Source organism: Arthrobacter sp. P4_F10, from assembly GCF_056401435.1.
Window position 1 is genome coordinate 1 of sequence record NZ_JBFUJJ010000014.1, and the last position, 15,124, is coordinate 15,124.

Sequence of the window (15,124 nt, forward strand, 5' to 3'; positions counted from 1 at the left end):
ATAACAATAACAACACCACAGATGTTGTAACCACCAGATTTCCCACCCCCGGCACGGCCGGCAGGGTGCGGACACAGGGTTACGGCGGTCATAGCGTGGGGGAAACGCCCGGTCCCATCCCGAACCCGGAAGCTAAGACCCACAGCGCCGATGGTACTGCACCCGGGAGGGTGTGGGAGAGTAGGTCACCGCCGGAACACCATTCACGGTCGAGGACCCCCAACCACAGGTCGGGGGTCCTCCCGCATTTAACCCCCACAACACAAAACCAGCTGCCGGACCACCGGGCCAGGCCGCCTGTGAGGCCGCCCCGGCCCTCTGTTCAGACGGCGGAAAGTCCGCCGGCGAGGACCGCAGTGGATCTGCCTGAATCGGCCCCGGCGAAGGGGCGTCCGCTCTCGGCGCAATTTGGCCGCGATCGGCGTCGATTCCAGTGATTTTCCCCAAAAAACGCCGAAAACACGCGGAATTTGCCACCTCTGAGGCGCCAAGCTGGTAAGTTTTCGAACAGTGGTTTGTACGCATGCCGTGTGCAGGCTCCAAAAATCATGACCGTCCAGGAGGACATAAATGGCTAAGAACCGTAGTGAACTTGTTGCAGAGGTCGCAGGCAAGGCCGGCACCAGCCAGGCAGCAGTCAACTCCGTGCTCGACGCACTGTTCGAGGTCTTCGAGACCTCTGTCGCCGCGGGCGAAAAGATCACCATCCCGGGCTGGCTCGCAGTCGAGCGCACCGACCGTGCAGCTCGCACCGGCCGCAACCCGCAGACTGGCGAGACCATCCAGATTGCCGCTGGCCACAGCGTCAAGCTGACCGCCGGCTCCAAGCTGAAGGCTGCAGTCGCCAAGAAGAAGTAGTCTTCTTCGCAGGCTTGAAAGGAGCGGCAACCCTCGGGTTGCCGCTCCTTTTTGGTTCCCGGCCGTCTCCCGCCCCATCCGCGCCCGGTCGCCTGGACCGACCCCCAAAGCCGAACCGTTGGGGGCCGATTCGCTGAGCAGGACGGCGTAGCGGACAATGGAGGTGTGCCTTCCGCAGCAAATCCCACGCCCACAACCGCAGCGCCCGTTCCCCCCGGGGACACACGCGGCCCTGGCCAAGGTCCTGGCGGCATTGCCCGGCCGTGGCTGATAGCCGGCCTCAGCGCGTTGTTCGTGGGCCTGGCCGTGGCACTCATCTTTTCCGGCGCGGCAGCCGCCCGCGAGGTCTCGGATCCGGGTGCGCTGGTGCGCTGGGGGCTGCCGGTGAGCAAAGCGGTCCACAACGTCGCCGTGGCCACCGTGATCGGCGGCCTGATCTTCGCCGTCGCGATCCTCCCGCGGAACCGGAGCGGCTCCCGGACCAAGGAGCAGGACGGCCCGGAACATCCGGCCTTCACCCGGGCGCTGGCCGTGGCCGCCGCGGCCGGCGCCGTCTGGACGCTCTCCGCGATCTCCGTGCTGGTCCTGGGCTATGCGGACATTGCAGGGCAGGGCATCTCCGGGGATCCGGAATTCACCCGCTCCCTCGTGTACTTCATGACGGACATCGAAACGGGACGTGCCTGGCTGGCTGTCGTGATCATCGCGGCCGTCGTCACCACAGCCCTTTTCGGCGTGCGATCCCGAGGCGGCCTGGCACTGACCCTGCTCCTTTCGCTGATCGGGCTGGTCCCCGCCGCCCTGATCGGGCACTCCTCAAGCTCCAGCGACCACGAGGGCGCCATCAACTCGCTCGGCCTGCACCTGGTGGGCGTATCGGCCTGGGTGGGCGGCATCATCATGCTGGCGATCCTTTCCGGCGTCCTGACCGGCACCGGCGCCGGCGGGCGCACCTCAGGTGCGTCCGCGCGCACCGCAGACATCACCGAGCCGACCCTGCGCCGGTTCTCGTCCCTTGCGGGTTTTGCCTTCGTTCTGGTCTTCGCCTCAGGGGTGATCAACGCCAGCATCCGCCTCACCACCTGGGCAGACCTCTTCGGGTCGGCCTACGGGCAACTGATTCTCGCCAAGACGGCGGCAGTCCTTGTGCTGGGCGGCATCGGGCTCATGCACCGCCGCTGGGTTATCCCGCAGCTGGGCAACCGAGGCATGGGCAGGTCCGCGCGCCAAGTGCTGTGGCAGCTGGTTATCGTCGAACTGATCATCATGGGAGCGACGTCCGGGATCGCCGTGGCGCTGGGACGCTCTGCCCCGCCGCAGCCCACCACCTTCGCCCCCGACGCGTCGCCGGCCTTCATCCTCTCCGGCTACGAGCTCCCGCCGCAACTGACCCCGGAACGATGGCTCACCGAGTGGCGGCTCGACTGGCTCTGGGTCGCCGTCGCGGCCTTTGCCCTGGTGTCCTACGCCCTCGGAGTCCGGAAGGTGCTGCAACGGGGCGACTCGTGGCCCTGGTTCCGGACGGTCAACTGGGTGATCGGACTCGTGGTCCTCACCTACGTGACCTCGGGGCCGCCGTCGGTCTACGGCAGGGTGCTGTTTTCCGCGCACATGGTGGACCACATGGCCCTGACCATGGTGGCCCCCATCTTCCTGGTCCTAGGCGCCCCGGTGACGCTGGCGCTCCGGGCGCTCACCCCGCGGCGCGACAGTTCGCGCGGACCGCGCGAGTGGCTGATGATCTTCATCCACTCCAAGTTCTCGCAACTGGTGACCCATCCGCTGTTCGCGGCCGCCAACTTCGCCGGCTCCATCGTGCTCTTTTACTACTCGGACGCGTTCGGCTACGCGATGCGGGACCACGTGGGCCACGAGCTCATGAACCTGCACTTCGCCCTCACCGGCTACATCTTCGTGCTCACCATGATCGGCACCGATCCGCTGCCGCGCCGCGCACCGTACCCCATGCGGCTGCTGCTCCTGCTGGCCACCATGGGCTTCCACGCGTTCTTCGGCGTCGCCATCATGGGAGGCACGGGGCTGCTGGCCGCGGACTACTTCGGCAACCTGGGGCGGACGTGGGGCCCCTCGGCCCTGCTGGACCAGCAGATGGGTGGCGCTGTGGCCTGGGGCATCGGCGAAGTGCCCACCCTGCTGGTGGCGATTGGCGTCGCCGTCATGTGGTCCCGTTCCGACGCGCGCGAGTCCAAACGCACCGACCGGGCGGCGGACAGGAATAACGACGCCGATCTCACTGCTTACAACGATATGTTTGCCAAGCTGGCCGAGCGCGACGCCAGGCTTGCCGAACGCAATTCAAAGCTGGAAGGACGCTCATGACCGAAACCGTACGCACCCATCTCCGGGTCCGGGCCTCCGAACTGGTCGGCCGCAACTGGCTGAACACCGGTGGCAAGTCCCTGGACCTCGAATCCCTGCGCGGCAAGATCGTGCTGCTGGACTTCTGGACGTTCTGCTGCATCAACTGCCTGCACGTCCTGGACGAACTCCGTCCGCTCGAGCAGCAGTACTCGGATGTCCTGGTGACCGTCGGCGTGCATTCGCCCAAGTTCGAGCACGAGGCCGATCCCGTGGCACTGGCGGCCGCCGTGGAGCGCTACGAGATCCGCCACCCGGTCCTCGACGACCCCGAATTGGACACGTGGAAGGCCTACACGGCCCGGGCGTGGCCCACCCTGGTGGTCATCGATCCTGAGGGCTACATCGTGGCGCACCTCTCCGGTGAAGGCCACGCGGACGGCCTCGCCGTGCTGATCCCCGAACTGATCGCCGAGCATGAGGCAAGGGGCACCCTGCACCGCGGCGACGGCCCCTATGTGGCGCCGGAACCGTCGTCGGGCACGCTGCGCTTCCCGGGCAAGGCCCTGTTCCTGCCCGACGGCCGTGGCGTCGGAAGCGCCGGGGACGGCTCGTGGCTCGTGACCGACACCGGCCATCACCGGCTCGTGGAACTCTCCACCGACTTTGAGACGCTGCTGGCCACGTACGGCTCCGGTGTAAAGGGCCACGCCGACGGCAACGCCGCGACCGCCCGGTTCAATGAACCGCAGGGCCTGGTGCTGCTGCCCGAGGACGTCGCCGCGGACGCCGGCTACGACGTCGTAATTGCCGACTCCGTGAACCACCGGCTCCGCGGACTGTCCCTCTCGGACGGAACCGTCCGGACGCTGGCCGGCAACGGCGTGCAGCGGCTGCTGGAAACCGGCCCGGCCCGCGTGAACGAGGAAGGCGCCGCCTACGGTACCCGGCTCGAGGCGGATCCGCTTGGGGTGTCCCTGAGTTCGCCGTGGGACGTCGTCTGGTCCAGCAAACTCAACGCCGTGGTGGTGGCGATGGCTGGGGTGCACCAGATCTTCAGTTTCGAGCCGACCTCCGGCGCCGTAAAGATCATCGCCGGCAACGGCCTCGAAGGTCTCCTGGACGGCCCGGCCGCTGAAGCCTGGTTCGCCCAGTCCTCCGGTCTCGCCGAAGACGCCGACGGCAACATCTGGGTGGCTGACTCCGAGACCTCCGCCCTGCGCAAACTCGTGATTAGCGACGCCGGCAGCATCACCGTCGAGTCGGCCGTGGGCAAGGGCCTGTTCGACTTCGGCTTCCGCGACGGCCCCGCCGCAGAGGCGCGGCTGCAGCACCCGCTCGGCGTGACGGTGCTCCCTGACGGCTCGGTGGCCATCGCGGACACGTACAACGGCGCAGTGCGCCGCTACGACCCGGCAACGGGCACGGTTTCCACGCTGGCACGCGGACTGTCCGAGCCCTCGGACGTGATTGTGGACCACACCCAGGTCGCCGGATCCGAGCCGTTGCTGGTGGTGGTCGAGGCCAACAAGCACCAGCTGGTGTACGTGCCCATCCCGAAGGAAGCGCAGCAGGTGGACGAGGGCGCTGCGCAGACCCACCGGCCCAAGAGCCCCGTGGCGCCCGGGCCGCTCGAACTGGCGGTGCGCTTCACGGCGCCCACCGGGCAGAAGCTGGACGACCGGTGGGGCGATCCCACCCAATTGAAGATATCGTCCACACCGCCCGAACTGCTGGTTTCCGGCGGCGGGACGTCCGTGGGGCTCCTCCGCACACTGGAGCTTTCCTCCGACGTTGCCGAAGGCGTCCTGCACATCACCGCCCGCGCGGCGGCGTGTGACGGACCCGAAGACGCCGACGGCGAGATCCCGGACCACGCCGCCTGCCACCTGTACCAGCAGGACTGGGGAATCCCCGTGCTCCTGCAGGCCGACGGCGACACCGAGCTGGTCCTGGACCTGCGCGGAATGGACTGACCCGCTGCACCGCTGCTGATCCAAAGGCTGCTGTCCGTGACCTCACGTCACGGACAGCAGCCTTTTGGCTTTCAATGGTGGCGGAGGTCCTGGCGGTTCTCTCGGATGGGCCAAAGTCTGCCCTGCGTGACGGGAAGAGACACTGCGGCGGGGAATCCCCCGGTTCTAGTAGTTAACCGGGTGTAGTTGTTAACCGGGTCTAGTAGTTGAGCTGCGGCGTGAGCTTGACGGTGTCGCCGTCGATGTCCAGGCGGGTCGTGAAGCTGAAATCGTGTACCGAGTTGATGTCGGACACGGCGCCGGTGAACAGGTCCACCTGGCGGGCCTTGATCCGGGCCTTGCCGTCCAGGGGCGCCACCACCCAGCGGCCGCCGAACGGCTCGATGCTGACGGTCGGGTAGTCCGTAATGCTCCAGTCGATGGTTCCGTCCATCACGCGGTTGTTGGTGGCGTGGTAGAACGGGCAGTCGGGCTGCAGCATCTGCTGCTTGTCGGCCTCGTCGGCGCAGGAGTCCAGGAACTCCTTGACCTTGCCGCTCACGGCCTCCTTCAGGGCACCTGTGGCCTCGGTCAGCAGGTTCAGCGAGCCCGGGCGCGCGTCCCCGCCCGCCACGGTGGCCCGGCTGGCCGGGGCGGAGAAGTACTGGCCGTTCAGCGCGGCCTCGTACTCGCCGGGGTAGAAGACAGCGAAGGAGTTGCGGCCGTTGGGCATGTTCACCGGTACCCCGTTGAGGGTGGCCTCGCTGGAGTTGACCACAGTGACGTCCAGGACGGGCAGCGCGGAGGGGACGAAAGACCATTTGTGGAAGAACAGCCACTCGGTGCCGGAGCGCTCCAGCAGGAACTCGGCGTGCAACTGGCTGCCGTCGATCGTGTAGTCCATGGGCACCATGACCTGATTCGCGCCGCGTTCCTCAGCGCCACCAAGCTTGACGTCGGAGATGCGGGCGGCCGCGGTTTGCAGTGCGGTTCCGTCGAGCATCGCCGGGTTGCTTTGCGGCACGGAGGCGCGCAACAGGCCCAGCGCCTTTTCGCCATCGCCCTTTTGCAGGGCGCTGAGATATTCGCGGACCGGCTGCTGGGGCCCGGCAACGGAGTCGTTCACCAGGTTGATGGACACGATGGCCCCGGCCACGGCAAGCATCAGTCCGAGCAGCCACACTGCCGCGATTTTGACCAACGCCTGACTCATCTGCACGATTCTTACGTTACCTGCACCCCACAGGAATCCCTGTGTCAAGGTGCGCATCTGTGACGCGGAGCATGGCTGACCGCCGTCGGGCTAGCGGGCCAAGACCATTTGGCGGGATGCCCCCGTGGTCATCCCTAGCGCCGGCGGCGCTTCGAGGAAGTGCCGAAGACGCCGCGGAGCAGCTCCCTGCCGAGTTGGGTTCCCAGCGAGCGGGCCATGCTCTTGAGTCCTCCGCCGAGGGCCCCCGCGAGATCACCGCCGATCCCACCGCCGGCGATGCCGCCGCCGTCCGTCGGCTGCGCCGGCCGTGGGGCCCGCCGTTCAGGCGCGTTCCCGTGTTCGGGCGTCCCCGGCGCCGGCGGACGGCTGCTGGGACGGCCAAGGATTTCTTCCTCGATCCGTCGGGCTTCGGCCTCGATGGCGTTGGCGTCCAAGCTGCCGCCCTGGTCCGCGCCGCCTTGGTCCGCGCCGACCTGGTGCGCGGTCCCGGCGGCCGGTCCGGTGGGGGCAGCGCCCTTCCCGGCGATCTTCTCGTAGGCCGAGATGTTGTCGACGGCGGTGCCGTACTTGGGCAGGAGCGCGGAGGTGGCGACGGTGCTGGAGATCAGGGCGTCGGTGCTGGGCCCCATCACGGATTCCGGGGCGCGGAGCCGGGTCAGTGCCACGGGAGTTGGCGCGCCCTTCTCATTCAGGACGGTGATAACGGCCTCGCCGATGCCGGCAGTGGTGAGGGTCTCCTCGAGGTCGTAGTCGCTGGTCGGGAAGGTGGAGACGGTGGCCCGGAGGGCCTTGGCATCCTCCGGGGTATAGGCGCGGAGGGCGTGCTGTACCCGGTTTGCCAGCTGGCCGAGGACGTCGGCGGGGACATCCTTGGGGGTCTGCGTCACGAAGAAGATGCCGACGCCCTTGGACCGGATGAGCCGGACGGTGGTGGTGATGGCGTCGAGGAAGGCCTTGGAGGCGCCGTTGAACAGCAGATGCGCCTCATCCAGGAAGAACACCAGCTTGGGCTTGTCGAGGTCCCCGGCCTCCGGCAGGTCCTCGAAGAGGTCGGCGAGCAGCCACATCAGGAACGTCGAGAAGAGCATGGGCTTGGTCTGCAGCGTCGGCAGCTCGAGGCAGCTGACCACGCCGCGGCCGTCCGGCGCGGTACGCAGCAGTTCGGCGGTGTCGAACTCGGGTTCGCCGAAGAACTTCTCCATGCCCTGCGCCTCAAGCGTGATCAGTTCGCGCAGGATCACACCGGCGGTTGCCTTGGAGAGGCCGCCGAGTTCCTCAAGCTCGTCTTTGCCCTCGGCGGAGGTCAGGAACTGGATGACGGCCCGCAGGTCCTTGAGGTCGATCAGTTCCAGGTTGTTCTTGTCCGCGAAATGGAAGACGAGCTGCAGGCTGGATTCCTGGGTTTCGTTCAGGTCCATGACCCGGGAGAGCAGGATGGGGCCGAAGGAGGTAATGGTGGCGCGGACCGGGATGCCCTGGCCGTCGCCGCCGAGGGCCAGGAACTCCACCGGGAAGGTCTTGCCGGCCCACGCCTGGCCGATGCTCTCCGTGCGGGCCCGGAGTTTGTCGCTGCCCGTGGCCGCCGTGGCCAGCCCGGAGAGGTCTCCTTTGATGTCGGCAAGGAACACGGGCACGCCCGCCGTGGAGAGCTGTTCGGCCATCATGTGCAGCGTGACGGTCTTGCCGGTGCCTGTCGCCCCGGCCACGAGGCCGTGCCGGTTCATCATCGCGAGCGGCAGCCGGACGGGGGCGTCCTTGTGGAGTTCGCCATCGACGATCGCCGCACCGAGTTCGATCGTGGGGCCGTCCAGGGTGTAGCCCTTCTGGATCGTGGCGACTTTATCTGCAGTGGATTTGATGGCCATGCGGTTAGCTTAGCCGGGTCCGGGGTTCCCGGACCCGGCTAAGACTGGCCTATTCCGCGGGACGCGCACACCGACTGTGCCGCCCCATCGATGCCGTGCCGGCGGCCCATCGACGCCGTGACGGAATTACGCCACCGATTAGCGTTTCTGCGATTCTGCCTTAGACTGTGGCATGCCCAACTCGTTCCCGCGCATCGTACTGGCCTTTGTTGTGACCCTCGGCCTTGTCCTCTTGGGCGGAAGCCCCGCCTCGGCCGCCACGGCCAGCACCTCGGGACCCGGAATCGATGTGTCCTGGCCGCAGTGCGGCAGGACCCTGCCAAAGCAGCCCGCCTTCGCGATCGTCGGCGTCAACTACGGCCTGGCCAACAACACGAACCCGTGCCTGGCTAGCCAGCTGGCCTGGGCGATGACCGCAAAGTCCCCCGCAGCGACAGCGCAGCCCAGAGTGGCCCTGTACGTGAACACCGCCAACCCCGGCCGGCAGGGGTCCTGGTGGCCCACGTCGAACACCTACAACGGGGTGAAGGTCACCAACCCCTACGGCAACTGCGCCCTGGGGTCGTTCAAAGCCTGCTCCTACATGTACGGGTGGGCCAAGGCGTCCGACGACGCCAGGCGCCGCGGGGTCAGCAACCCGCAGTCCTACCTCTGGTGGCTGGATGTGGAAACGGAAAACACCTGGCAGACAGACAAGGCCGCCAACGTCGCCGTCCTGGAAGGCATGACCGCCTACTTCAAGAGGATCGGCGCCCGCGTGGGCCTCTACTCCACCGGCTACCAGTGGGGGAAGATCGCCGGATCCGTGAAGTTCACCAGCCCGCTGGCAGGACTGCCGAGCTGGCTCGCTGGAGCGGGATCGGCGGCCGGCGCCAAGCAGAACTGCGCCCTGCCCGGACTCACCCCGCGCAGCCGCGTCTCGATGACGCAGTACATCTCCGGCGGCCTCGACTACAACTACTCCTGCAGCTGATCCCGCTGAAGCAGACGCTGAAGTAGAAGCAGAAGCTGGCAAGAAGCAGCCGGCCCAGCTGGGGGTGGGCTGTCCGCGCGGTCCAGAATCATGCGCAGATATATGTGCAGAAATATCCCGAGGGCCGCCGTCGTTGATGCCAGTGTGCCCGCGCCGGAAACCCGGCGCCGCCCAGGACCGCAGTTCCAAACTCCGGCCCGCACACTGCTCCGCTACGAAAGGCCGGCTTTTCCGTGACTGTTCCGCTTTCCATTCTTGACCTCGCAACCATCGGCCCGGGCCAGACGGCGGCGGAGAGCTTCGCCGGAAGCGTGGCCATGGCGCAGCTCGCCGAGGACCGGGGCTACCGGCGGATCTGGTACGCCGAGCACCACAACATGTCCGCGATCGCCTCCTCCGCCACGAGCGTGCTGATCGCCCACGTCGCGGCCCACACCTCCAGCATTCGGCTCGGCGCGGGGGGCGTGATGCTGCCCAACCACTCGCCGCTGACCATCGCGGAACAGTTCGGCACGCTCGAAACCCTGCACCCGGGAAGGATCGACCTCGGGCTGGGCCGGGCGCCGGGCAGCGACCAGAACACCATGCGCGCCCTGCGCCGCGATCCGATGTCGGCAGACAGCTTCCCGCAGGACGTCCTGGAGCTCCAGGGCTACCTGACCGGCCCCACCCGCATCCAGGGCGTGGAGGCCACCCCGGGCAAAGGCACCAACGTGCCGCTGTACATTCTGGGCTCGTCCCTGTTCGGCGCCAGGCTGGCCGCCCAGCTGGGCCTGCCCTACGCCTTCGCCTCGCACTTCGCGCCCAACGCGCTGCAGGACGCGGTGGCCGTCTACCGCCGCGAATTCCGGCCCTCTGCGCAGCTCGACGCCCCGCATGTGATCGCCGGCGTCAATGTCGTTGCCGCGGATACGGCCGCGGAGGCGCAGGCGATGTTCCAGGCCACCAAGCGGGCCAGGGTCTCCCTGTTCTTCGGCAATGGCCGTGTGTTCAGCGACGACGAGGCGGACATGATCCTGGACTCGCCCCAGGGCCAGCACGTGGCGCAGATGATGAAGTACTCCGCTGTGGGCACTCCCGATGCCGTCCTGGCGTACCTCGAGGAGTTCACGGGGCACGCCGACGCGGACGAGCTGATCGTGGCGCACCAGAGCACCGGCACCGAGGCCCGGCTCCGTTCCGTGGAACTTCTGGCCGACGCCGCCCAGCTCGTGCGGGCCTAAGAGCCTGCGGGCCTAACTGCCTGCGGGTCTCACGGCGGCCCGGGCTACAGTTCCCGGCGGGCGCCCTCGGACGCGGTGACGGGGAAGATGTGCGGGGCCGTGAACCCGGCACGGGCGAAGTCGCGTGCAATGCCCCCGGCCACGTCGCCGGCGTCGTCGTTCCGGACCAGGGCGAGGGCGGCCCCGCCGAAGCCGCCACCGGTCATGCGCGCTCCGATGGCGCCCAATTCCTGCGCGCCGGCCACGGCGAGGTCGAGCTCGGGCGTGGAGATCTCGAAGTCGTCGCGCATGGACAGGTGCGATTCGTTGAGGAACGGCCCGATGGCGGCCGCGCCGGAGGTCCGCAGCGCCGCGACGGTGTCCAGCACCCGCTGGTTTTCCGTGATGATGTGGCGGACCCGGCGGTAGGTCTGTCCGTCGAGCTGTGCTGCGGCGCGGGGGAGATCATCCGGGCCCAGTGCCCGCAGGCTGCCGACGCCCAGGCGGCGGGCACCGTCCTCGCAGGACCGGCGGCGGCTGGCATAGCCGCCGTCGGCATGGGAATGGCTGGTGCGGGTGTCGATCACCAGGAGCCCTACGCCGGCACCGGCGAAGCCCAGGGCAACGGTCTCGGTCACCAGGCTCTGGCAGTCGAGCAGGATGCCATGATCCGGTTCGCCCAGGAGCGAGGCCGACTGGTCCATGATGCCGGTGGGTGCGCCGACCACCCTGTTCTCGGCCAGCTGGCCGATCCGGGCCAGTTCCTGCCTGTCCAACCCCAACTCCCAGAGATCGTTCAGGGCCAGGGCCACGGCGCATTCGACGGCGGCGGAGGAGGACAGCCCGGCGCCGGCCGGAACATCCGAGGTCAGCGCCAGGTCCAGGCCGGACATCCGCGAGGCACCCCCGGAACCGGCGCCGTCGGGCGCGCCGGCAGCCGCCGCGCGGGACATCGCCCAGGCCACACCCAGGGGGTAGGCGGCCCAGCCGGTCAGGGCATCTGGGTCCAAGTCCTCGAGGCTCACCTCCATCATGCCGGGGAAAGAGCTGCTTGTGACCCTGAGCAAGCGGTCTGCACGGGCGCGGGCCGCTACCGTGGTGCGCTTGTCGATCGCGATCGGCAACGCGAAGCCGTCGTTGTAATCCGTGTGCTCGCCGATCAGGTTGACCCGCCCGGGCGCCGACCACAAGCCGTCCGGCACGCCGCCGAACTGGCTGGAAAAGTACTCGCCTCCCAGTTGAAGGACCTCGTTCATGGCTGGGCGGCTTCCTGTTCTGTTGCTGGCAGTTCTGTGCGGAGTGGCTCGAGCCCTGCCGTAGGCGGTGGTGGCGATGCCTTTTCCATGGCCTCGCGGAGCCGGGCGGCTGCCGTTTCCGGCGGGATGTCCGCGATGAATGCGCCCATCGCGGCCTCCGAGCCTGCCAGGTACTTGAGCTTGTCCTCCTCCCGGCGGGGCGAGGTCAGCTGCAGCATGAGCCGGATGTCGTCCCGGTGGGCGTGGACGGGAGCCTGGTGCCACGCCGAAATGTACGGAGTGGGCGTGTCGTAGAGGGCATCGACGCCGCGCAGGAGCCGGCCGTACAGCCGGGAGAACTCATCGCGTTCCTCGTCTGTGGTGGCGGCGAGGTCCGGGACGTGCCGGTGCGGGAGGATATGGACTTCCAGCGGCCAGCGCGCGGCAAACGGGACAAACGCCGTCCAGTGCTCGCCCTGGAGCAGCACCCGCTCGGATTTCTGCTCGAAGCTGAGGATGTCCTGGAACAGCGAGCCGCCGTAGCTCTCGATCGTGCGGACCAGTTGGGCCGTACGGGGCGTGATGTACGGGTAGGCGTAAATCTGTCCGTGCGGGTGGTGCAGCGTCACGCCGATCGCTTCGCCGCGGTTCTCGAACGGAAAAACCTGTTCGACGCCGGGCAGCGCGGACAGCGCGGCCGTCCGGTCCGCCCAGGCTTCCACCACGGTGCGCATCCGGGACAGGGGCAGCCCCGCCAGGGACCCGGTGTGTTCGGGGGAGAAGCACACCACTTCGCACCGGCCCACAGACTGCCGGCTGCGCCCCAGCCCCACCAGGGCGAGGTCGTCCAGGCCCTCCGGCGCGCCGGCCCCCGCCAGGTCCGGTCCGAAGGACGGGGACTTGTTTTCGAAGACGGCGACGTCATAGAGGCTCGGAATCTCCGAGGGATTCTCCGGCGACGCCGGGGCCAGCGGGTCCAGGTGCGAGGGCGGCAGGACCACCCGGTTCTGCCGGGCGGCCGCGATCGAAATCCACTCCCCGGTCAGGACGTCCTGGCGCATGGTGGCGGTAGGCGGACGGAGCGCCGGCTCGCGGAGATCGTCCCCCCGGTCCGGGGGCAGGACGGTATCGGCATCATCGAAGTAGATGATGTCCCGGCCGTCGGAGAGCTTATAGGAGCGCTTCGTAATCTGGCCCATGGTCAGGAGTTCCTTACGGGGTGGCCGTCGGTTGCGGCTGGAACGGCGGCTGGAACGGCGGCGGTGACGCGGCGGATAGCCAGCAGCAGCCCGTGCTCCGGATTCAGGACAGGCATGGGGAGGCCGGACTCCGCCAGGAACCGTCCGGTCGCCTCGACGCCGCCCGCAAGCCACGCCGGAGACACCGTCTGCAGGAACGCCCGCCTGTCATCGGCCGCCGGGTAGACCGCTTCCACCCGGTACGCGGCGTCCGGCAGCAGCCCTGGCAGGCAGACCCGCCCCGGGACTTCGGCGAACGACGTCGCCACGGACACCAGGGCGAAGAGGGCCTCCCCGCCGTCATGGGACACGACGCCGTGGAGCCGGAGGGCCGGATCAGGCTCGTCCGCCCGTACCATCCGCCCGCTGTGCAGCAGGGGCCGGTACTGCTTGAACAGCGCGATCGCCCCGGCAAGCTCGGTGCGCTCGGAATCGGCGAGGTGCCGGACATCCCATTCGAGGCCGAAGTGGCCAAACATCGCGGTGATCGCCCGGAAGGAGAGGTCGTGCGTTCGCGCGGTGGTGTGGCTCGTGGTGGGTCCGATGTGCGATCCGACGAGCTCCGGCGGCACCACCACACCGGTCCAGCGCTGGATGGTCTGCCGTTCCAGGGCATCGTTGCAGTCCGAGGCCCAGATCCGGTCGGTGCGTTCCAGGATTCCGAGGTCCACGCGGGCGCCCCCGGAGGAGCAACTTTCAATCTCGACGGCCGGGTGGGCCAGGCGCAGCTCGTCGAGGAGCCGGTAAACGGCCCGCGTCTGGGCGTGCACGCAGGGGCGCCCGGCGTGGCCCATTTCGGTCAGGTCCCGGTTCTGGTCCCATTTCAGGTAGCTGATCCGGTATTCGCTCAACAGGGCATCGAGCCTGTCGAAAATGTACTGCCAGGCCTCCGGATTGACGAGGTCGAGGACCTGCTGGTGCCGCCACCGTTCCGGCAGCCGGCCGGTCGGGCTGCCCCCGCCGCTAGCGCTGCCCCCGGCGGCCGGGCCGCCGCCGGCGCTCCGCGGTACCGGAGCGGCGATCCAGTCCGGGTGGGCGCGGGCCAGATCGGAGTCTTCGTTGACCATTTCGGGTTCCACCCAGAGACCGAATTCCATGCCGTGGCCGGTCACCGCGTCGATCAGCGGGGCCAGGCCACCGGGCCAGAGGTCCTCGTCGACGTACCAGTCGCCGAGGCCGGCCTGGTCGTTGCGCCGGCCGCGGAACCAGCCGTCGTCGAGGACGTAGCGTTCCACGCCCAGCCGGGCGGCGGATTCGGCGAGATCAAGCAGCACCGGCATCCGGTGGTCGAAATACACCGCTTCCCAGACGTTAAGAACCACGGGACGGGCTTTGCCCGACCGCACGCCGGGGTGGTGCGGGCGGCTCCGGAACCAGGTGTAGAAAGCATCGCTGATGCCGTCCAGCCCCGCGGCGGAGTACGCCGCGAACAACCACGGGGTCTCGTAGCTGGCGCCCGCGGCCAGGCTGATCTCGCCGGCGCCGAGCAGTTCCGAGGCGCCCAGGACGGTCCGGCCGTCCGCTGCGGCGTCAACGAAGCTCTCGTGGTTGCCGCTCCAGCCCAGATGCACGGCCCAGACCTGCCCGTGGCGGTTACCGAATCCGGGCGTGCCGGCTGCCAGCAGGAGGGAAGCGTCATGGCCGGTCCGGCCGTGTCGGCCCGAGCGGACCCACGTGCCTTGGTGCAGCGGCAGGCGCTGGGGGTGGGACTCCCGGCACCAGCGGCCGGTGAGGTCCAGGATCTCTGTGGCGGCGCGGCCCACCGGCAGCACGGCCGCGAGTTCGTCAAGGCTGTACGGGCCGGCGCCGTCGTTATCGAGCCGGTGCCGCAGCTGGAGCAGGCCGCCGTCGTTGATCCTGATCTCCGTGCGGACGCTGACGCCGGCCTCGGGGTCCGCCTGGGTGATGACGGCCGAGCACTCGTGCGCGCCGGTCAGCTCCCCGCCGGAACGCCCCCCGCCGGAACGCTCAACACTGACAACGCGCAGCCGGGTCGAGAACGCCTGGCCATTCCGGTGGCCGCGGAGGCCGGGCCGTCCGCGCCAGCCGGAGGACGCCTGCGGGATCAGCCCCAGTGTGACCGGAACGTCGAGGGCCGAGCGCGGCACGGCGTCGCCCAGCAGCGAAAGCTCCGGCAAGGCCGGGCCGAGGTCGGCGCCGAAGTGCAACATCGCGGCCTCGCCCGTGCTGAAGTCGATGAGCAGGGACGTGCCGGAGCGACGCAGGTACAACGGCTCCAGATCCGACGGCAACAGGCCCGGGACGC

The 15,124-nt window shown here is 68.5% G+C and carries 10 protein-coding genes and 1 rRNA gene; 6 read left to right on the forward strand and 5 right to left on the reverse strand.

The window, feature by feature from the left end:
• Positions 1–80: 80 nt before the first annotated feature.
• The 4 genes from rrf to AC1DR1_RS14625 all read left to right on the forward strand — a co-directional run bounded on the left by rrf (position 81) and on the right by AC1DR1_RS14625 (position 5,153).
• A 5S ribosomal RNA gene (gene rrf / locus AC1DR1_RS14610) occupies positions 81–197 on the forward strand.
• Positions 198–570: 373 nt separating this feature from the next.
• Positions 571–858, forward strand: coding sequence for an HU family DNA-binding protein (locus tag AC1DR1_RS14615; RefSeq protein ID WP_011776355.1), 288 nt, complete (start codon positions 571–573; stop codon positions 856–858).
• A 165-nt stretch (positions 859–1,023) separates the two neighbouring features.
• Positions 1,024–3,198, forward strand: coding sequence for a bifunctional copper resistance protein CopD/cytochrome c oxidase assembly protein (locus tag AC1DR1_RS14620; protein WP_476992788.1), 2,175 nt, complete (start codon positions 1,024–1,026; stop codon positions 3,196–3,198).
• A complete protein-coding gene (locus AC1DR1_RS14625; RefSeq protein WP_229995052.1) occupies positions 3,195–5,153 on the forward strand; it encodes an NHL domain-containing thioredoxin family protein in 1,959 nt (652 codons plus the stop codon). The genes AC1DR1_RS14620 and AC1DR1_RS14625 overlap by 4 nt, the downstream gene beginning before the upstream one ends.
• 199 nt (positions 5,154–5,352) lie before the next feature.
• Here the strand turns inward: AC1DR1_RS14625 and AC1DR1_RS14630 are convergent, their stop codons facing one another.
• Positions 5,353–6,345 (reverse strand): hypothetical protein, encoded by a 993-nt coding sequence (locus AC1DR1_RS14630; RefSeq protein ID WP_229995051.1) that lies wholly within the window; start codon positions 6,343–6,345, stop codon positions 5,353–5,355.
• A 134-nt stretch (positions 6,346–6,479) separates the two neighbouring features.
• On the reverse strand, positions 6,480–8,210 hold the full coding sequence (locus AC1DR1_RS14635) for a helicase HerA-like domain-containing protein (RefSeq protein ID WP_476992789.1): 1,731 nt from the start codon (positions 8,208–8,210) through the stop codon (positions 6,480–6,482).
• 172 nt (positions 8,211–8,382) lie between these two features.
• On the opposite strand from AC1DR1_RS14635, the gene AC1DR1_RS14640 reads away from it, so the two are divergent.
• Entirely contained in the window at positions 8,383–9,183 is an 801-nt protein-coding gene (locus tag AC1DR1_RS14640; RefSeq protein WP_476992790.1) for a glycoside hydrolase family 25 domain-containing protein, read from the forward strand.
• A 233-nt stretch (positions 9,184–9,416) separates the two neighbouring features.
• On the forward strand, positions 9,417–10,406 hold the full coding sequence (locus AC1DR1_RS14645) for an LLM class flavin-dependent oxidoreductase (RefSeq protein WP_229995048.1): 990 nt from the start codon (positions 9,417–9,419) through the stop codon (positions 10,404–10,406).
• 44 nt (positions 10,407–10,450) lie between these two features.
• Here the strand turns inward: AC1DR1_RS14645 and galK are convergent, their stop codons facing one another.
• Genes galK through AC1DR1_RS14660 form a run of 3 tightly spaced genes read right to left on the reverse strand, consistent with a single transcriptional unit; the run spans position 10,451 to position 15,098 of the window.
• A complete protein-coding gene (galK, locus tag AC1DR1_RS14650; protein WP_476992791.1) occupies positions 10,451–11,641 on the reverse strand; it encodes a galactokinase in 1,191 nt (396 codons plus the stop codon).
• Positions 11,638–12,819 carry a galactose-1-phosphate uridylyltransferase gene (gene galT / locus AC1DR1_RS14655; protein WP_476992792.1) on the reverse strand — a complete coding sequence of 394 codons (1,182 nt, stop codon included), beginning with the start codon at positions 12,817–12,819 and terminating at the stop codon, positions 11,638–11,640. Before galT ends, galK begins: the two co-directional genes overlap by 4 nt.
• Positions 12,820–12,821: 2 nt before the next feature.
• Positions 12,822–15,098: an alpha-galactosidase gene (locus tag AC1DR1_RS14660; protein WP_476992825.1), complete on the reverse strand. Its 2,277-nt coding sequence runs from the start codon at positions 15,096–15,098 to the stop codon at positions 12,822–12,824.
• Positions 15,099–15,124 lie beyond the last annotated feature (26 nt).